At 73.3% G+C, this 17,824-nt stretch carries 17 protein-coding genes; 8 read left to right on the forward strand and 9 right to left on the reverse strand.

Annotated elements, in window-relative coordinates; translation table 11 throughout:
* Positions 1-3: 3 nt before the first annotated feature.
* Complete coding sequence (locus ACMXN5_RS29330; RefSeq protein WP_439677765.1) at positions 4-846, reverse strand: helix-turn-helix transcriptional regulator; 843 nt, start codon at positions 844-846, stop codon at positions 4-6.
* A gap of 162 nt (positions 847-1,008) precedes the next feature.
* Between ACMXN5_RS29330 and ACMXN5_RS29335 the strand changes: the two genes are divergently transcribed.
* Together ACMXN5_RS29335 and ACMXN5_RS29340 are read left to right on the forward strand one after the other, a co-directional pair.
* The gene (locus tag ACMXN5_RS29335) at positions 1,009-1,785 is read left to right on the forward strand and encodes an SDR family oxidoreductase (RefSeq protein WP_439677766.1); all 777 of its coding nucleotides are present in this window, start codon (positions 1,009-1,011) and stop codon (positions 1,783-1,785) included.
* A 329-nt stretch (positions 1,786-2,114) separates the two neighbouring features.
* Positions 2,115-2,813, forward strand: coding sequence for a hypothetical protein (locus tag ACMXN5_RS29340; RefSeq protein WP_395790393.1), 699 nt, complete (start codon positions 2,115-2,117; stop codon positions 2,811-2,813).
* 34 nt (positions 2,814-2,847) lie between these two features.
* On the opposite strand, the gene ACMXN5_RS29345 is transcribed toward ACMXN5_RS29340, so the two are convergent.
* The gene (locus ACMXN5_RS29345; protein WP_439677767.1) at positions 2,848-3,984 is read right to left on the reverse strand and encodes a methyltransferase domain-containing protein; all 1,137 of its coding nucleotides are present in this window, start codon (positions 3,982-3,984) and stop codon (positions 2,848-2,850) included.
* A gap of 164 nt (positions 3,985-4,148) precedes the next feature.
* Between ACMXN5_RS29345 and ACMXN5_RS29350 the strand changes: the two genes are divergently transcribed.
* Entirely contained in the window at positions 4,149-4,568 is a 420-nt protein-coding gene (locus ACMXN5_RS29350) for an SRPBCC family protein (protein ID WP_439677768.1), read from the forward strand.
* A 31-nt stretch (positions 4,569-4,599) separates the two neighbouring features.
* Here ACMXN5_RS29350 and ACMXN5_RS29355 read toward each other — a convergent pair whose 3' ends face one another.
* Together ACMXN5_RS29355 and ACMXN5_RS29360 are read right to left on the reverse strand one after the other, a co-directional pair.
* A complete protein-coding gene (locus ACMXN5_RS29355) occupies positions 4,600-5,955 on the reverse strand; it encodes an NAD(P)/FAD-dependent oxidoreductase (RefSeq protein ID WP_439677769.1) in 1,356 nt (451 codons plus the stop codon).
* 174 nt (positions 5,956-6,129) lie between these two features.
* Positions 6,130-7,440, reverse strand: coding sequence for an MFS transporter (locus ACMXN5_RS29360; protein ID WP_439677770.1), 1,311 nt, complete (start codon positions 7,438-7,440; stop codon positions 6,130-6,132).
* 274 nt (positions 7,441-7,714) lie between these two features.
* Here ACMXN5_RS29360 and ACMXN5_RS29365 point away from each other — a divergent pair, with 274 nt between their 5' ends.
* The 3 genes from ACMXN5_RS29365 to ACMXN5_RS29375 all read left to right on the forward strand — a co-directional run bounded on the left by ACMXN5_RS29365 (position 7,715) and on the right by ACMXN5_RS29375 (position 10,004).
* Positions 7,715-8,209 carry a hypothetical protein gene (locus ACMXN5_RS29365; protein ID WP_439677771.1) on the forward strand — a complete coding sequence of 165 codons (495 nt, stop codon included), beginning with the start codon at positions 7,715-7,717 and terminating at the stop codon, positions 8,207-8,209.
* 64 nt (positions 8,210-8,273) lie between these two features.
* Complete coding sequence (locus ACMXN5_RS29370) at positions 8,274-9,317, forward strand: phosphotransferase (protein ID WP_439677772.1); 1,044 nt, start codon at positions 8,274-8,276, stop codon at positions 9,315-9,317.
* Between the two features lie 108 nt (positions 9,318-9,425).
* On the forward strand, positions 9,426-10,004 hold the full coding sequence (locus tag ACMXN5_RS29375) for a dihydrofolate reductase family protein (RefSeq protein WP_439677773.1): 579 nt from the start codon (positions 9,426-9,428) through the stop codon (positions 10,002-10,004).
* Positions 10,005-10,045: 41 nt separating this feature from the next.
* On the opposite strand, the gene ACMXN5_RS29380 is transcribed toward ACMXN5_RS29375, so the two are convergent.
* From ACMXN5_RS29380 to ACMXN5_RS29390, 3 genes are all read right to left on the reverse strand, one after another.
* The gene (locus ACMXN5_RS29380) at positions 10,046-10,900 is read right to left on the reverse strand and encodes a hypothetical protein (RefSeq protein WP_439677774.1); all 855 of its coding nucleotides are present in this window, start codon (positions 10,898-10,900) and stop codon (positions 10,046-10,048) included.
* 84 nt (positions 10,901-10,984) lie between these two features.
* The gene (locus ACMXN5_RS29385; protein ID WP_439677775.1) at positions 10,985-11,359 is read right to left on the reverse strand and encodes a hypothetical protein; all 375 of its coding nucleotides are present in this window, start codon (positions 11,357-11,359) and stop codon (positions 10,985-10,987) included.
* A 168-nt stretch (positions 11,360-11,527) separates the two neighbouring features.
* Complete coding sequence (locus tag ACMXN5_RS29390; protein WP_439677776.1) at positions 11,528-12,406, reverse strand: ATP-grasp domain-containing protein; 879 nt, start codon at positions 12,404-12,406, stop codon at positions 11,528-11,530.
* A gap of 210 nt (positions 12,407-12,616) precedes the next feature.
* Here ACMXN5_RS29390 and ACMXN5_RS29395 point away from each other — a divergent pair, with 210 nt between their 5' ends.
* Both ACMXN5_RS29395 and ACMXN5_RS29400 read left to right on the forward strand, forming a co-directional pair.
* Entirely contained in the window at positions 12,617-13,435 is an 819-nt protein-coding gene (locus ACMXN5_RS29395) for a histidine phosphatase family protein (RefSeq protein WP_439677777.1), read from the forward strand.
* A gap of 179 nt (positions 13,436-13,614) precedes the next feature.
* Positions 13,615-15,120, forward strand: coding sequence for an MFS transporter (locus ACMXN5_RS29400; protein WP_439677778.1), 1,506 nt, complete (start codon positions 13,615-13,617; stop codon positions 15,118-15,120).
* Between the two features lie 498 nt (positions 15,121-15,618).
* Here the strand turns inward: ACMXN5_RS29400 and ACMXN5_RS29405 are convergent, their stop codons facing one another.
* Together ACMXN5_RS29405 and ACMXN5_RS29410 are read right to left on the reverse strand one after the other, a co-directional pair.
* Positions 15,619-16,452, reverse strand: a complete 834-nt coding sequence (locus ACMXN5_RS29405; protein WP_439677779.1) for an SDR family NAD(P)-dependent oxidoreductase — start codon at positions 16,450-16,452, stop codon at positions 15,619-15,621.
* A complete protein-coding gene (locus tag ACMXN5_RS29410; protein ID WP_439677780.1) occupies positions 16,449-17,660 on the reverse strand; it encodes an LLM class flavin-dependent oxidoreductase in 1,212 nt (403 codons plus the stop codon). Before ACMXN5_RS29410 ends, ACMXN5_RS29405 begins: the two co-directional genes overlap by 4 nt.
* Between the last annotated feature and the right edge of the window lie 164 nt (positions 17,661-17,824).

The raw sequence follows: 17,824 nt of genomic DNA on the forward strand, positions 1-17,824 counted from the left end.
CGGTCAGGCCCGGCCGAGCGCCGCGCCCGCCTCCGCGCGGACCGGCTCGGCACGCGGGCCGGTGGTGTAGACGACGAGCAGCAGATCCGGATCCCCGGGCAGGGACAACGTCTCGTAGGTGATGTCCACGGGGTCGCCGCCGGCGGGGCGCAGGCGTTTGGTGCCGTGCGTCTTCTCGGCCACCTGGTGGGCGTCCCACAGCGGGCGGAAGCGCGGGTTGCCGGCGGACAACTCCTCGACGAGGGCGGCCATTCGGGTGTCCCCGGGGTGCCGCGCGGCGTCCAGGCGCAGATACCCGACGGTGTCGGCGGCGACCTGCTCCCACTCGGGATAGAAGGTGTGCGCGTCGGGGGCCAGGAACGCGTGCCGCGCCATGTTGCGCGCGTGCGGCGCCATCGCGCTCAACCCCATCAGCGCGTCGGCAATCGTGTTCCACGCCACCACGTCCATGCAGCGGCCCAGCACGAACGCCGGCGCGTCGATCCGGTCCAGGAGCACCTGTACACCCGGCCGCGCGGTCGAGGGCGCCGGCCGACGCACACTCACCCGGGTCGGCCGGGCCAGATCCCACATGTGCGCGTACTCGGTCGGATCCAGCCGCAGCGCCCGCCCGATCGCGTCCAGCACGGCGTCCGAGACGTGCTGTCCGCGGCCCTGCTCCAAGCGCACGTAGTAGTCGACGCTCACGCCGGCGAGCTGCGCCACCTCCTCGCGCCGCAAACCCGCCACCCGCCGCTTGCGGCCGAACACGGGCAGGCCGACCTCCTCGGGCCCGACCCGGGCGCGGCAGGCGCGCAGAAACCCGCCCAGTTGCTCGAAGGACGTGTCGGCGGACGTGGTGTTCATGATCGGACTCTACTGCCGGCCCCTCGCCCGACGCGGCGACCGGGCGCGAAGGTGGTACCGCCGGACCCAGGTAAACGTGTGCTCTGGGTGTCCGCGCGGCCCGGCGGCACAGTGATCCGAGTCAGCAGATCACGCAGTACGGATCAATCCGGGAGACCCCCCATGAACCACACCGCACCCACCGCGCTCACCGGTCGCACCGCCGTCGTCACCGGGGCCGCCAGCGGCATCGGCGCCGAGACCGCCCGGCAACTCGCCGCGAACGGCGCGCGGGTCGCCCTGCTGGCCCGCAGGGAGGACCGACTGAAGGACCTCGCCGCCGAGATCGAGGCCGGCGGCGGTACGGCGCTCGCCGTCGCGGTCGACGTCACCGACCAGGACTCGGTGGACGCGGGCGCGGCCCGGATCCGGACCGAGCTGGGCCGCGTCGACCTGGTCGTCAACGCGGCCGGGGTGATGTTGCCCAACCCGCTCGACGACGGCCGGATCGACGAGTGGACCCGGATGATCGACACCAACGTCACCGGCGCGCTGCGGATCATCCGGGCGTTCACCGCGGACCTGGTCGCCGCGGCGGCCGACGGCGGCACGGCGGACCTGGTCGACGTCTCCTCGATCGGCGCGCACGTGACCTTCCCGAACTACGCCGTCTACGGCGCGACCAAGGCCGCGCTCACCCACCTGTCGGCGTCCCTGCGCAGCGAACTGGGCCCGCGCGACGTCCGGGTCACCAACATCGAGCCCGGCCTGACCGACACCGAACTCGGCTCGCACATCGACAACGCCGCGCTCGGCGAGGCCGGCCAACTCGGCGCCATGTTCGACACGATCGGCGCCCTGTCCCCGGCCGACGTGGCCGACCTGATCGTGTACACCACAACCCGCCCCCGCCACATCAACCTCCGCCACCTGATCATCCTCCCCACCCACCAGGCATGACCCCACCCCACCAACCACCGACCGCCCCCCGCCCACGGCGGACGGCCGGCGGGGCCCACCGCCAGGCGTCCGCCGGGGTTGCCCACCGCGCCAACGGCTGCCGCCGCGCCGCCCGCGGCCGGCGGGTGGGGCCCGCGCCCCGACCGCCCGGTGCGCCCGCTCCCCACGGCTCGCCCGCCGCCCGTCGCCGCGCCACCGGCCACGGTTCGTCGCGCGGCCGGTTACCGATTCAGCCGCAGGTGGGGGTGTGCGGGGGATGTTGCGTTGAGGGGGCGGTGTTGACTATGACTTGTCAGGGCCGGTCGGCACCCCCTTGCTAGGAGTTTTTCGTGGCGTTGTTTCGTCGCCAGTCGCGCAATCAGCAGAACACCGCCTGGGGACAGGACGTGCGCGGTGTCCTGATGAGCGCGCCGCCCGAGCGGATCAGGCAGGATCTGCGGCTGATGATCAGCCGTCCCGGCCCGCACCTCGGCGCGCAGGGCATGGTGTGGCCGCTGGGCGTGCGCGGCGAGATCGTCGCCGTGGCGTGCGTGAAGGGGCCGGACGGCACCGCGGTCACGATCGAGACGCCGATGGTGCAGCACTGGGGGATGGCCGTCGAGGACGTGTGGCTCCAGGGCGCGACCAACCTCCGGATGGAGGGCTACGGCGGCACGCCGATGGAGATCTCCCCCGGCGCCACGCTGCACTCGCTGCTCGGCCAGAGCTGGCCCGGCTCGGCGCAACTGTTCCGCCTCGGCGAGGCGATCGGCGACCCACTGCGCGCCGGCGCCCTGGTGTGCGCGCCGGTGGACAACGGTCTGCTCGCGCTGCCGCTCAACTCGCAGCGCACGGTGGGCATGGCCGGATTCGTACTGAAGACCGCACAGGGCCTGACCCGGGACCAACAGCCCCTGTCCACCGGGATGTTCTGGTGGCACGAGGGCATCCTGGAAGAGCTGGAGGTCGAGTGGAAGGGCCCCGAACACGCGAGCCTGACCGGATCCGCCCGCTTCGGCCAAGTCGTTCGCGCGCTCCCGCAGCAGTAGCCGCGACAACACCTCGCCCACCGGCGCGCGGGGCCTACATCTCGGTCAGCCGATAGTGGTACCGCTCCCGCTCCACCGTCCACGACCGCCCGTCAGGGCGCGGTGCGGGCGGGAAGGCGGTACCCGCCGGAACCGCCTCGACCCGCAGCCGGTCGGCATCCACCACCGGCGCGCCCGCCACCCCGTAGTACAAATCGACCGCCGCGTCCCGATCGCCGTAGACCAGGATGCGATCCCGCATCAACACCGCCAGCGCGGGCCGCTCCGGGTCGAACAACCCCCACGTCGTGCCGTCGCCCGGATGCCCCAGGAACAACACCGAACGCGGCTCGGCCAGCGCGAACCCGGTCAGCCGCGCGTCCACCGGGCCGAGCACCGGACCCGCGTCCACCGCGCCGTGATCGATCAGGTCGCGCAGCACGTCCAACGCGGCCGGCGGCAGATCCTCGCCGATCACCGCGAGATCGCCGGTCAGCGCGTGGGTGCGCCCCGGACCGGCGTGCGGCCCGCGCAACTGGAGGAATCCGCAGCGCGCGACCGACACGCTGGTCAGCGCCGCGCCCTCGGTCCGCTCCCAGGCGATCGCCAACTCCAACCCGGGCCGCAACCACATCGGCGCGACCAGCACCCCGTCCGGGGCCAACTGCTCCACCCACGCCGGCGGCAGATCCGGCACACCCACCGTGGCCTCGATCCGGTCGAACGGCGCCCGGTCCGCGACGCCGGCCCAGCCGTCCCCGGCCCGCACGTCCACATGTATCCCGAGCCCGGCCAACCGCCGCGCCGCCGCGCCCGCCAACTCGGCGGACACCTCGACGCTGACCACCTCGCCCGTCGCCCCCACCAGATGCGCCAGCAGCGCCGCGTTGTAGCCGCTGCCCGTGCCGATCTCCAGCACCCGCATCCCGGGCCGCACGGCCAGCTGTTCGAGCATCAGCGTGATCATCGCCGGCTGGCTGACCGTACTGTCCGGCAACCCGCGCGCGTCGATCGACAACACCACCACGCGGTCCTCGTACGCACGCGCCGGCGAGGTGCCGCCGGGCATGAACACCTCGCGCGGCACCTCGGCCATCGCGCTCGCGACCGCCTCGGTGCGGATACTCCCGCCCAGCCGCAATCGCTCCACCAGCGCGTTCCGCAGCCGGGCCGCCGTGCGCTCGTCGTTCATGGCCCCCGTGTACCCACCTCGGCGCCCGTCGGCACCCCGCACGGCGCCCGGCCCGCTCCACGCGCGCCCCCCGGATCCCCACGCATCCCTCTTGTCCCACCACCCCCTCGTGTGGACGATGGGCCGACGATGACCGGCGCGTGCGCCGGCGGAATGGGGACACGGTGACCTACCACGAGAGCATTCGCATCGAGGCGACGGCCGAGCGGGTCTGGGAGATCCTGATGGACGTCGAGCGTTGGCCCACCTGGACCGCGTCCATGAGCGAGGTGCGCCGGTTGGACCGGGAGCCGTTCGGCGTCGGCAGCCGGGTCCGGGTCAAGCAGCCCCGACTGCCCGCCACGCAATGGGTGGTCACCGAATGCGAACCGGGGCGATCGTTCACCTGGACGTCGCGCAGCGGCGGGGTGACCACCCACGCCGACCACCGCATCCGGGTCGACGAGGGCGTCACGGTGGAGCTGATCCTGCGCCAGAGCGGCCTGCTCACCCCGCTGATCGGCCTGATCGCGGGCAAGCTGACCCGGCGCTACCTGCGGATGGAGGCGGAGGGCCTGAAGGAGCGCGCCGAACGCGACGCCTGATCGGGGCGCACGGCGGGCGCCCCGGCCCCGCCTACGGGTGCGCGGCGCGCGAGCCGGTGCGCGCGGTGATCTCGTCGCCGGACAGGTACGCGTCGGTCTTCTCCAGGTTGCCCATCCGGCCGTCCTGGTCGGACATGAAGCCGAGCCGGACCAGGTCGTCGCCGGCGAAGGCGTGCTGGATCCAGTTGGACAACACCCGGGTGCGGGCCCGGATCGACGGTACCGTCAGCAGGTGGTAGCCGCGCGTGATCGCCTGCGCGGGCAGGCCGCGCATCTCGTAGCCGAGCGGCCGGGCCACCGCCTGGGTGCCGCCGAGGTCGACGACCAGACCCAGGTCCTTGTGCCGGAACGCGCTCAGCGGTTGGCCGCGCAGCGCGGCGACCACATTGGCCGCGGCGATCTTGGCCTGGCGGTGCGCGTACTGCGCGGTGGGCGGGCAGATCGCGCCGTCCCCCTTGGCCAGGTCCGGAACGGCCGCGGCGTCGCCGAGCGCGAACACGTCCGGATACCCGGGCACGGCCAGATCGGCGGCGACCGCCAGCCGGCCGCGCACCAGCTCGGTGCCCAGCGTGCCGACCAGCGGGCTCGCGGTGACACCCGCCGTCCAGACCAGCGTGCGGCACGGCAACTTCTCACCCGTCGTCAGGGTGACCGAGTCCTCGGTGATCTCCTGCACGCTGACCCCGAGCCGCACGTCCACGCCGCGCTTGGCCAGCATCTGCAGGGTGGCCTTGCCCAGGTTCTCGCCGAGTTCGGGCAGCAGGCGCGGGGCGATGTCGACGATCATCCAGCGCACCTGTGCGGGGTCCAGGCGCGGGAAGTGCCGCAGCGCCTTGGTGGTCAACATCTCCAGGCACGCGGCGGTCTCCACACCCGCGTAGCCACCGCCGACCACGATGAACTGGCAGCGCGAGGCGCGCTCGGCCGGATCGGTGCTGGAGTTGGCGATCTCCAGCTGGGCGATCACGTGGTCGCGCAGATACACCGCCTCGGCCAGGTTCTTCATGCCGTGGCCGTAGGTGGTCAGGCCGGGGATGTCGAAGGTACGGGTGACGCTGCCCGGGGCCAGGACCAGCTTGTCGTAGTGCTCGTTGCCGACGTCGCCGGAGATCTTGCGCACCACGCAGACCTTCGCGGCCAGGTCCACGCCGATCACGCCGCCGGGGAGCACGTGCGTGCGGTCGAACATCCGGTGCAGCGGCACCGCCGTGGTACGCGAGGACAACACCCCGGCCGCGACCTGCGGCAGCAGCGGGCGGTACACCATGTAGTCCATCGGACTGATCAGCACGATCTCGGCCTCGCGGGGACCGAGGGACCGCTCCAACCTGCGCACCGTCTCGAACCCCGCGAACCCTGCTCCGACGACCACCACCCGCTGCACCATGGCTGCCCCTTCCGGGAAGGCCCGGGCAGGAAACCCGCGACCATTTGGCACATTTTGTCCAAACATATGGCCGAGCGGCGGAGGCCACGAGCGGGACGGGCCATCCGGGGGGCGGAACGACGGCGGGCGGCGACGGGCCGGGAAGAGCGCCGGTGGGCGGCGGCGTGGGCGGGCTCAGGCGGTTCGGCGGCGACCGCGACCGAGCGCGAAGCCGGCCGCCATGCACAGCACCGGCGCGGTGAGCAGGCCCGCGACCAGGTTGAGGCCGCCGTAGCCGGCCATGCCCAGGACCGATCCGGAGACCGCGCCACCCGCCGCGCCGGCCAGGTTCATCAGCAGGTCCGACACGCCCTGTACGCCCGGCCGCTCACCCGCCGGCACCGACTCGGCCAGCAGCGCCGAGCCCGCCACCAGGCAGCACGACCAGCCGAGGCCGAGCAGGATCAGGCCGACCATGGTGCGCCACGTGGAATGGCCCGAGGTACCGGCCGTGAACACCGCGAGCAGCAGCACGAACTGGCCGCCCACGATCACCGGGATCCGGCCGAACCGGTCCGCCGCCCAGCCGACGACGGGGGACAATGCGTACATTCCGGCGATATGCAGGCTGATCGTCAGCCCGACCAGGGTCAACGCGGTGCCGTGGTCCTTCATGTGTACGGGTGTCATCGCCATCACCGACACCATCACCACGTGCCCGAACGCCACCGTCGCCAGGCCGAGCAGCGCGCGCGGCGCCCGGCGGATCACCGCGAACGCCCCGCGCAGACCGGCCCGGGGCGGCACCCGGTCGCCCAGGTCGGCGCGCGCGACGAGCAGCGGGTCCGGGCGCAGCGCCACCCACAGGATGATCCCGGCGCCGGCGAACGAGACGATCGAGAACAGGAACGGACCGGCCAGCTCCGGCAGGTCCAGGGCGCGGCCGACCACCGCGCCCGGCTCGTTCAGGTTGGGCCCCAGGACCGCGCCGACGGTGGTCGACCAGACCACGACCGACAACGCCCGGGCCCGGCCGGCGTCGTCGGCGAGGTCGGTCGCCGCGTAGCGCGACTGGAGGTTGGCGGCGGTCCCCGCGCCGAATACGAGCAGCGCGACGATCAGCAGCGGGAACCACCCGAGCACCGCCGCCAGGATCACCCCGCCGGCCGCGACCGCCGCGACCGCCCAGCCGGCGGTGAGCGCGACGCGACGTCCGTACCGGGTCGCGGCGCGCGACATCGGCAGCGCGAACAACGCCGCGCCCAAAGTGATCGCGGTGGTGGCCACGCCGGACCAGCTCTTGGACCCGGACAGGTCCTCGGCCAGCAGTCCGCCGACGGTCAGCGCCGAACCCATGCCCACGCCGCCGACGACCTGCGCGGCGATCAGGGTACGGACGGTCCGCCGCTGCAGGTCCGAGCGGTCGACCCGCTCGGGGTCGGCGGACACGGGATCGGCCGACTCGGGGCGGGCCGACTCGGGTATGGCCGGGTCCAGGGCGGTCATGCCGGATTCACCACCAGATCGGGGATCGGACGAGGTGCACGGATCCACAGCGTGCCGGACGAGTCCGGCCCGCCCCGGGCGGGGCGCTCGCGAACCGGTTCGGGCGGGGTGTATACCGCTGCGAAGAAAGATCATCGCACCGGCGGCTCCGGGTGGGTATGGGCGGCGGCCGAGCGGTCGGGTGGGCCCAAGTGTGCGCGGGTGTGCGCGGGTGTGCGTGGTCCGGGAGTCGGGTACGGGCAGGCGCCGCGCATCGGATACGGATCGGCTGAGGATGACACTGGACGACGAGCACGCCTGGGCGCTGTTGCGTGCCCTGGACGACCCGGACCACCTGACCGCCCCGGCGGACTACGACCCCGACGCCGCGCGCGAGCGGTTCGACCGGCTCGTGGCGCGCCTGGACGCGGACTTCGACTGTCGGTGCCCGGTCGAGGGCGAGGCGGGTGCGGCGAGTCGGCACGGGGCGATCGTGGTGCCCGCGAGCGCGCTGTCCGGGATCGGGCGGATCACCGTGGTGGTGAGCAACTTCGGCGATTTGGCGGTGATCGGGGTCGACGCGCCGGACGACCACCCCGTCGGAGCGGCACCGGCGTACGTGGCGCCGGAGGAGACGGAACGGGTCGCCGCCGCGCTCGACGACCTCGGCTACACCGTCGTGCCGGAGGACCTGCTGCGGACCACGTACGACGGGGCGAGCCGGCTCGCCGACCACTACACGGTCGAGGACGCGCCGACCTGGTGGATCCGGTTCTTCGACTATCCCTGAGGTCGGCCCGGCGGTCGTCGGGTCGGGTTGCGTGAGGGGTGTTGCCTGGGTAGGTGTGTGACCCATGAGATTCAGGGTGCCGATCGGTGACGAATTGCGGACGAGCCTGGGTGCGCCGAAGCGGGTGAAGTTGCTGGACAGCAGCCCGCGTTCGCGGGTGTGGCGGGTGGAGTTCGGCGGCGAGCGGGCGATCGTCAAGCGGATCACCGACGGAGGCGACAATCGGGACGGCGCGTCGGCGCGCTTCGCCCGCGAGGTGGCCGGGTTGCGGCTGGCCGAGCGGGGGCCGGTCGGGCCTCGGGTGCTGGCCACCGATCCCGACGCGTGCGTCATGGTGCTGGAGTATCTGGACGACCTCGGGCGGACCGACGACTGGCTGCCCGGCTACGCCGAGGCGTTGGCCCGGCTGCATGCGCTCACCGGGCCGGCGGACGCGGACGCGCTGCCGGCCTGGCGGGCGCCGACCGCCGCCGACGCCGAGTCGTTCCTGCGGTTGGCCGCGACGCTGGACGCACCGATCCCGGCGGGCGTGGCCGCCGAGTTGGCCGCCCTGCTGACCCGGCTCGACCCGACCGGGCGGTATGCGCTGTTGCACGGCGATCCGTGTCCGGGCAACGACCTGCGGACCGTCGACGGTGTGCGGTTCGTCGACTTCGAGCAGGCCGCGCTGGGCGACGGGCTGGTCGAATTGGCCTATCTGCGCATCGGGTTCCCCACGTGCTGGTGCGCGATGTCGCTGCCCGGACCGCAGGCGGCCGAGGTGGAGGCGGTCTACGCGGCGACCTGGCGGGCGCACACCGGCCGCGACCTCGACCCGGAGGCGTCCGTCGCCGACGCCTGCGCGGGCTGGCTGATCCGGGGCGACGCGCTGGTCGAGCGGGCGCACCGGGACAGCGTGGACCACCTGGACCGGGTGCCGGTGCAGGACTTCGAATGGGGCTACATCTCGGCCCGCGAGCGACTGGTGCACCGGCTCGGCGTGGTGGCCGACACCGCGACCGAGCCGTTGCACGAACTGGGGCTGCTGGCACGGGAGTTGCGCGGCCGGCTGCTGGCGTCCTGGCCGGGACTGCGCCCGCTGCCGGGTCCGGACTCGCGCCCCTGGTGAGGAAATCCTCCCGGATCGAAGCTTGAACCACTACAGCTGAAGTACTATAACTGTAGTCATCTTGCCGCGCCGTCATCCGGCTCGGAACGCACCACGGAAAGAGACCGCATGCGAAAGCTCACCTACTTCATCGCCACCACCATCGACGGCTTCATCGCCGACAAGGACGGCGGCTACGACTTCTTCCCGGTCGGCGAGGACGTGGTGGCACACCTGGTCGCCGAGTATCCGGAGACGTTGCCGACGCACCTCGCCCCGCACGTGGGGGTCGCTCCGGACACGGAGTTCCGGCACTTCGACACGGTCGTGATGGGTCGGGGCACCTACGAGCCCGGTATTCGGGAGGGCCTTCCCAATCCGTACGCCCATCTCCGGACCTATGTGGTCACCGAGACGATCACCGAGACCCTCGACCCCGCGGTGACCCTGATCGCCGGCGATCCGGTCGCCAAGGTGCGCGAGTTGAAGGCCGAACCGACCGGCAAGGGCATCTGGCTGGCCGGTGGGGGGCGTCTGGCGGGCAGTCTGATCGACGAGATCGACGAGCTGGTGATCAAGACCTATCCGGTTCTGATCGGCAGCGGGATACCCATGATGTCGGGCGTGTTCGGGGCGCACGCGTTCACCCGCACGGGTGGGACGGTGCTTGCCGGGGGGACATCGGTGGCGACGTACAGTCGCACGTGACGGCGAAGGCGCCGGCGGGGCGCGGTGCGATCGCCGGGTGGTCAGGACGTCGGGTCGTCGGGCGGCTGGGTGAGCGGGAGTTCGAAGTCCACCACGCGGTGTGCGATGCGCAGGCCGGCGAGGGGTAGGGCCAGGCGGACGGCGCCCTCGGTGTCGCCGTCGAATTCGAACACGGCCAACTCGCGGACGTCGGGCCGCTCCCGGCGCAGCAGGTCCACGAGCGCGGCCACCAGCGCGCCGAGGATGTCGGGGGCGACGCCGGGGGCGGTGATCGCCTCGCCGGCGTTGAGGTACGCCAGGTCGTCGGCGACGTCGACGGTGAGTTCGGCGCCCTCGCCGATCAGCCCCACGAGCGGCGGCGGGAGGGTGCGGGCGCGGATCGCGGGCAGGCCGCCCGGGGCCCACCAGCCGCGCGGGTCCACGGTCCAGATCCGGGCGATCTCGCCGGTGGCACGGGCGCCGAGGGCGCGGGCGGCGTCGCCTTCCGGGCCGGTGTCGGTACCGCTCCAGTGCAGCATCGACGCGCCGCCGGCGCGGGCCCGCCGGGCGGCTCGGCGGTACATCGATACGAATGCGGCCCGCTCCTCGGCGGTCGCGCCGGGATCCGCGCGGTAGGAGCCGTGGACCAGCCGCCGGGCGAGCCGGTCGGCGCGCTCACCCTGGGCGGTGACACCCGCCTCGCCGTTCCCGTACAGGCTCACCCAGCCGAGCAGCCGCCCGCCACGGCGCGCGCGCACCGTGCCGATGCGGTCGCCGGGATCGCCGGCATCGCCGGGGGCGGTGGCGTCGGCGGGTGCCGTCGGCGCCGGGAGTCCGGCGGCGGCGTACACCTCGGTCGCGGCCCGGAGGTCGGCACCCGGGTCACTGTCCCATTCGAGGGAAATGTCGCGCTTCATGGCCCCATCGTCCCTCGATCGACGCGGGCGTACCGGTTGCGACAGGCCGGGGGACGGCCGGCGCGGGTGTGCGGTCGGGTCCGGTCAGCTCGGGCGGTTGAGGCGGCGGTGGATGCGGTGGATCCGGCGACGGGCCCGGCCGTCGTCGTCGATGCCGAGCCGGACGCGGCGTTCGAGGACGTACTCGACGGCCTCGGCGAGCGGTTGGTCCGGCCACTTGCGCCACCGCTTGGGGCGCTTGACGTACAGGCGATCCGCGACGGCCTCGGCTCCGCCGGCGTCGCGCGCGCCGGCCAGGGCGGCGAGCACCAGGTGTTCGTGGCGGCGGTTGGCGCTGCGGACCGCCGCCTTGTTGCGGCGGATGTTGCGCCGACTGCTCTTGTCGTTCTCGCCGTAACTGTTGCGCCGATCCTTCAGGTAGCTCAGGCGTTTGCGCTCCTGCGGCGTCTGCCGATCCATCACGTCGCCTTTCCGTCGCCGCGTGCGTCGGGTTCGGGCGGTGACCTCGACCGCCGGTCCCGACGCTACGCAGGTCGGGGGCGGGCGGCGACGGATTTTCGGCGGGCCCGACCGGCGTGGCCGGGCCCGTGGCACGCGCCGACCGCGGTACGTGCGGTCGGCGCGCGGTTATGCGTATGTGTGCAGGGCGGCCACGATCGCGGCGGCCAGGCGGTCGGGGGCGCCTTCGGCGTGGGACAGGAAGAGGGACGGCTCGGTCAGCTCCAGTTCGAGCAGGGTCGGCGTGCCGTCGGCGGCCGGGACCAGGTCGACGCGCGCGTAGAGCAGCGGGGAGATCGGGATCTCGGTCAGGACCCGGGCCCCGACCGCGAGTTCGGCGGCGGAGGGCTCGCGCGGCTCGATCGTCTCAGCCTTGTACAGGCCGTCGATCAACTCGCCGCCGGTGCCGTCGAGGATGGGGCCCTTGCGGACGGCGTGGCTGAAGACGCCGTCGAAGTAGACGAGGGCGGTCTCACCGACGGTGTCGACGGCCGCCAGATACGGCTGGACCATGACGGTGCGGCCGTCGGCGAGCAGGGCGGTGGCGTGCCCGGCGGCGAGCGCGCGTTCCTCGGGGGAGGCCAGGTCGTACCGCTCGGTGTCGCGCGACCCGGCGCTTATCGCCGGCTTGACCACGTGCACCCCGGAGGTGGGCAGCGTGACGGTCGAGTCGGGTTCCAGCCACATCGTCTCCACCACGGGCAGGCCGGCCCGGGCGAGGTCGCGCAGGTAGGTCTTGTCGGTGTTCCAGGTCACGACCGCCGCCGGGTTGGCCAGGCGCGGCACGCTCGCGGCCCACTCGATGAACGCCTTGTGGTGCGGCGGGTAGTCCCACACCGAGCGCAGCACCACGAGGTCGTACGCGTCCCAGTCCACCGTCGGGTCGCTCCACACGGCGCCCTCGGCGCCGATGCCGTGCGCGGCCAGTGGGGCGATGAGCAGACGGTCGTCCGGGTCGAGATCGGGCAGCTCGGCGCAGGTGACGAGGGCGACGCGGGGTTCGATCATGGGGTCAGATTATCCGGACACCCGGATTGATGATCACATAAGTCGGGCGGTGTCCCGTGGGATGACCAGGCCGGGTGTGTGCTCGGGCCGGACGGGGCGCGGGAGACGTGGGCGGTGATCGGCGCCGCGGTGTGCCGTTTGACGGGCCGGCGCGTTTCGGGGCCGCTCCGGGGGTGAGAACGATGAGAGGGACAAGGCTTTGGGGGCACCGTGGTCGGCTCATCGGACACCGCGCCCTTCGGGCCGGCCGAGATCGTCGCCGTACGTCACGGCGAAAGCACGGCGAACGCCGCCTTTGCCGCGGCGGCGGCCCGCTCCGCCGCTCGCTCCGCCGCCGCCCGGTCCGCCGGCGTCGCGGCGGATCCGACGGCGGGCGGGTGGGAGGCGGAGGAGCCGGACGGGGACGGCGAGTGCGACCCGTCGGTGGTCGGGCGCGACGCCGACATCGCGCTCAGCGCGCGCGGCGAGGACCAGGCCGGCGCGGTCGGGCGGCGGCTCGCGCTCAGGGGGGAGACCCCGGACGTGGTCCTGGTCTCGCCGTATCGCCGGGCCCGTTCGACGATGCGGATCATCGCCCGCGAAGCCGCCCGAGTGGGCCTGCTGTTGCCCCCGCCCCGACGCGACGAGCGGTTGCGCGACCGGGAGATGGGCGTGCTGGAGCTGCGTACGGCCGACGCCATCGAACGGCTCTACCCGGACGAGGCCGAGCGGCGGCGGCGGGTCGGCGACCTGTACTACCGTCCGCCCGGCGGCGAATCGTTGGCCGATGTCGCGCTGCGGCTGCGTACGCTGCTGACCGACCTCCGGCACGAGGCGCCGGGCGCGCATGTGCTGATCGTGGGACACGACTCGACCGTCCTGATGCTGCGTTATGTCCTGGAGGGGCTGACCGAGACCGACGTCGACCGGTTGGTACGCACCGACCCGGTGGGCAACGCGTCCATTTCCCGCTGGCGGGCCCGGGACGGGCGGCTGCGGGGGATCCGCTACAACGACATGCGGCATCTCCGGGGGATCGACGTGCACTGAGGGCGGTCGGGCCGGGCCGGCCCGGGCGGGCAACGTGATGGCCGATATGCGCCGGCGCGGGGTCGCGCGGAGCGGTTGCATCGGGGTGCGCGGTTCCGTCGCGGAATCGCCGTCGTCCTACCGCCCATGCAGCCGGTGCCGCCCGTGCCGTGTGTGCACGTCGAAAGTGGAGCTCTCTCGTGTCGACCGTCGTCCCCGCCCCGGGGAACCCTCATCCGCCTGCGCCGGGGCGTTCGCGGTGGGCGCTGCCGGTGCTGTTGAGCGCGGTACTCGTCACCACGCTCGACTTCTTCGTCGTCAACGCGGCGCTGCCCGCGATCGAACGTGACCTCGACGCGGGGGCCGGCGCACTGCGGATGATCGTCGCCGGGTACGGGCTGGCCTATGCCGCCGGGCTGATCACCGCCGCGCGACTGGGCGAACTCTACGGTCAGCGGCGGGTGTTCCTGGTCGGCGTGGCCCTGTTCACGGCCGCCTCCGCGGGTTGCGGGCTGGCCGCGGACGCGGCGGGGCTGGTCGGCTGCCGGATCGCGCAGGGCGGGGCGGCGGCGCTGATGGCGCCTCAGGTGCTGGTGCTGATCGGGGCGTTGTATCCGATGGGCGCCGAACGGGCGCGGGCGTTCGGGCGATATGGGGCGACGGTCGGGCTGGCGGGGGTGAGCGGTCAGGTGGTGGGCGGGCTGCTGATCGCCGCCGATCCGGTCGGACTCGGGTGGCGGGCCTGCTTCCTGGTCAATGTGCCGCTCGGGGTGGCGGCGCTGGTGCTGACGCCGCGCTCGGTTCCGGCGCCGGGGCCGACCGTCCGGAGCCGAGGGGCGCTCGATCCTGTGGGGGCGGCGCTGATCGCGGTGGGACTGGGCTGCGCCGCCTGGGCGTTGCTGCGCGGCGGTGCCGACGGGGAGTCCGTGTCGCGGCAACTGCCGTGGATCGTGGGGGCGATCGGGGCGACGGCGGTTCTTGTGCGGCAGCAGCGTGGGCGGGTGCGGGCGGGGCGGCGGCCGTCGGTGGACCCGACGGTGTTTCGGGAGCGGGGTTTTCCGGTGGGGGTGGCCGCGCTCGGGTTGTTGTTCGGGACCTCGGCGGGGTTGTCCACGATCCTGCCGTTGTACCTGCAACTCGGGTGTGGATACGGGCCGTTGGTGTCCGGCGCGGTGGCCGCGTCGATCAACGTCGGCTTTCTGGGCGCGGCGGCCGGGACCGGGCGGTGGTACGGCCGGTTCGGTGATCGACTGCCGACCGCCGGGGCGCTGTTGCTGGCGACGGGGGTCGGGGTCGCCGGGTGCGCGTCGGCGACGGGGACGGTCGCGGTGTTGCCGATGGGCCTGCTGGGCGCCGGCGCCGGGATGGGCCTGGTGCTGGCGCCGTTGACCTCGGCGGTGCTCGCGGGGGTCGGTCCGGGGCGGGTGGCCGCCGCGTCCGGGGTGATCGGTACGGCGCAGGAGATGGGCGGCGTGCTCGGCGGTGCGCTCGCGACCTCGGTCTTCTTCGCCCTGCTCGGCGACGAACGAGCGGACTCCCGGTGGGAGATCGCCTTCCGCGGGAGTGTGGGGATCCTGGTGCTGTTCGGTCTGGGGGTCGCGGTGCTTGCCGCCGTGCATCGTCGGCGCGGTGCGGCGTGCTCCCGGACGGTGCCGGTGACCGGTCGTGTGCCGATCGCCACGCGGGCCGAATCGCCGGGGCCCTGACGCCGCGTGGGGCGCTTGGTGGAGAGCCGGCGGCCGACGGCCGGGCACGGGGGAGTGGACCCGGCCGCCGGCGCCCTTCATACCCACGGGGTGGGGGGTGCGCCGTCGCGCATCGGGGGTGTCAGGTCCCCTCCCGCTCCCGTTCGGTGCCCTTTGGTTGCCCGGGTTCGAGGCCGGAAAACCGCCTCGGATCGAAGAGGTCGAACCCGGCCGGACCAGGCTGCCAACCGATCGCGCGGACGACCATTCGGAGGCGATAGCGCCATTACCGAACAGAAACTTGACGCTGCGTCAGCAACCGGAACGGGAACCCCCGGGATCCGTTTCATCCCTGATCAGCCGCTTGATCACGGATGTGGCGGGGAGGGTGCGCGCCGGTCGGAACGGTCCCCGGCCGGTCCTCGATCGGCTCGCGGCCCGTCCTCGATCGGCGCCCGATCGGCTCCCGGTCGGCGCTCGCTCGGCCTTCGCCGGGCCCCGGCCCGCCCCCACCCCGGCTCACGTCCCCGGCAGCCGCTCCAGTGCCGCGATCAGGTCCGGGTAGCGGCGGGTCCGGGCGCCGCCGTCCACCCCGTACGTGCTGCCCGAGACGAAGCCCGCCTCGTCGGAGGCCAGGAACAGCACCACGGCGGCCACCTCCTCCGGTTCGGCGAAGCGGCCCAGCGGGGCGTTGGCCACGTACTCCTCGACCACGCCCGGGACATGCCACATGCCGGCGGTGGCCTGCGTGCGGATCAGGCCCGGCGCCACCGCGTTCACCCGGATGCCCGCCGACCCCAACTCCAGCGCCGCCACCTCGGTCAGCGCGACCACGCCGGCCTTGGCCGCGCAGTACGCGGCCATGCCCCGGCCCGGCTGGACCGCGTTGAGCGAGGCCATGGTGACGATCGAGCCGCCCCCGCCGGGCCGGGCCCGCATCGCGCGGCCGGCGTGTTTGACGGTCAGGAACGCGCCGTTCAGGCACAGGTCGACGACCCGGCGCCAGGCCGCGTAGTCGTGGTCGACCAGTTCGGCCGCGGTGCCGCCGCCCGCGTTGGCCACCGCGATGTCCAGGCCGCCGAAATCGTCCACGGCGGCCCGTACCAGCGCGGCCACGTCGTCCTCGACCGTCACGTCGCACAACCGGGTGCGGCAGCGCTCCGGGCCCAACTCCTCGGCGAGCGTGGCCAGTGCGCCCGCGTCCACGTCGCCGGCTACCACCACGGCCCCCTCGGCCACGAACCGGCGCGCGACGGCCCGCCCGATACCCGCCGCGGCGCCGGTCACCAGCGCGACCCTGCCCTCGATCCGACCCCCGCCGGCCGGCCCCACCCCGTTCGTCCGCCCGCTCACGTCGAGGCCCCCTTCGAGCTCTCGTAGTCCTTCACGGCTCCGCCGACCGCCTGCGCCGTCTGGTCCCGCCAGGTCTCGGACAGGCCCACCTGCCAGTCCTGCGACGCGATCGGGCCGTGTGCCGCGCCGGTGAAGTACGGGATCACCTCGCGCGCGATCAGCTCGTACGACCGCCTGGTCGCCGCCGGGTCGGCGAAGTCGGCGCCCATGAACAGGTAGGTGCCGAAACCGCCGGACTTCTGCCACAACCGCTCGATCTGGCGAATCGCCATCTCCGGCGTGCCGCAGATGAACGAACCGGTCGTGTTGCCCCGATCGATGCGCTGCGCGAGCGGGGTGTCCGCGTCGAGCGGGACCGGCAGCACCTTGGCCTGGTAGTTCTGGATGCCTTCGAGGCCGTACGCGACCTCGCGGCGCGCCTGCTCCTCGGTCTCGGCGATGTGCATCATGCCCATCAGCCGCCACGCGGACCGGTCCATGGTCCGTCCGTGGCGTGCGGCCACCTCGTTCGCGATGCCCCAGTGCGAGCCGAGCGCGTCGAACCCGCCCTCCTGGCTCGCGGCGATCGACAGCATGCCCGCGCCGAACCGGCCGGCGGTGCGCGGTCCGGCGGGCGAGAAGGTCGCGGCGACGGCGATCTCGAACGACGGGTGGGTGTACGGCCGCAGTTGCAGCCGGGCGTCGCGCAGGGTGAACCAGTCGCTCTCCCGGGTCACCGGTTCGCGGCCCGCGAGCAGGGCCACGATCGCTTCGAGGGATTCCTCCATCATGGCCCGCTGGCGCGCGGTGTCGATGCCGAGCATGTGCGCGTCGGAGGCGAGTTGGCCGGGACCGACGCCGAGCATGACCCGGCCGCGGGTGAGGTGGTCGAGCAGGACCATGCGGTCCGCGACGTGCAGCGGGTGGTGGTACGGCAGCGAGACCACGCCGGTGCCGAGGCGGATGTGCCGGGTTCGGGCCGCGGCGCTCGCGATGAACAGTTCGGGGGAGGCGACGATCTCCCAGCCGCCCGAGTGGTGCTCGCCGATCCACGCCTCGGCGTAGCCGAGCCGGTCCAGATGTTCGACCAGGGCCAGATCCTGTTCGAGCAGCAGGGTCGGATTGCGTCCCGCCTGATGGAACGGGGCCAGGAACACCCCGAACCTCAGCGGACCGCGCTCGCCGAGGGCCACCTGTCGGGCGATCTGCTGCGCTTCCGTGTGCGCCACTGCGACTCCTTGACTGGACGGGGGGAGCGGACGACCGGCCGGAAACCGGTCGGCCGTCAACGTTCCATGACGCGATGCGCGAAGCAAGAGACGCACTATGCGAAAAGGGTGTCCCGAGTCGGGCGCCGGTCGGCGGGTGGGTCGGTCGCTCGATCGGGTACGGA

Origin of the sequence: Embleya australiensis (assembly GCF_051903075.1) — a bacterium.
Classification (GTDB): Bacteria; Actinomycetota; Actinomycetes; order Streptomycetales; family Streptomycetaceae; genus Embleya.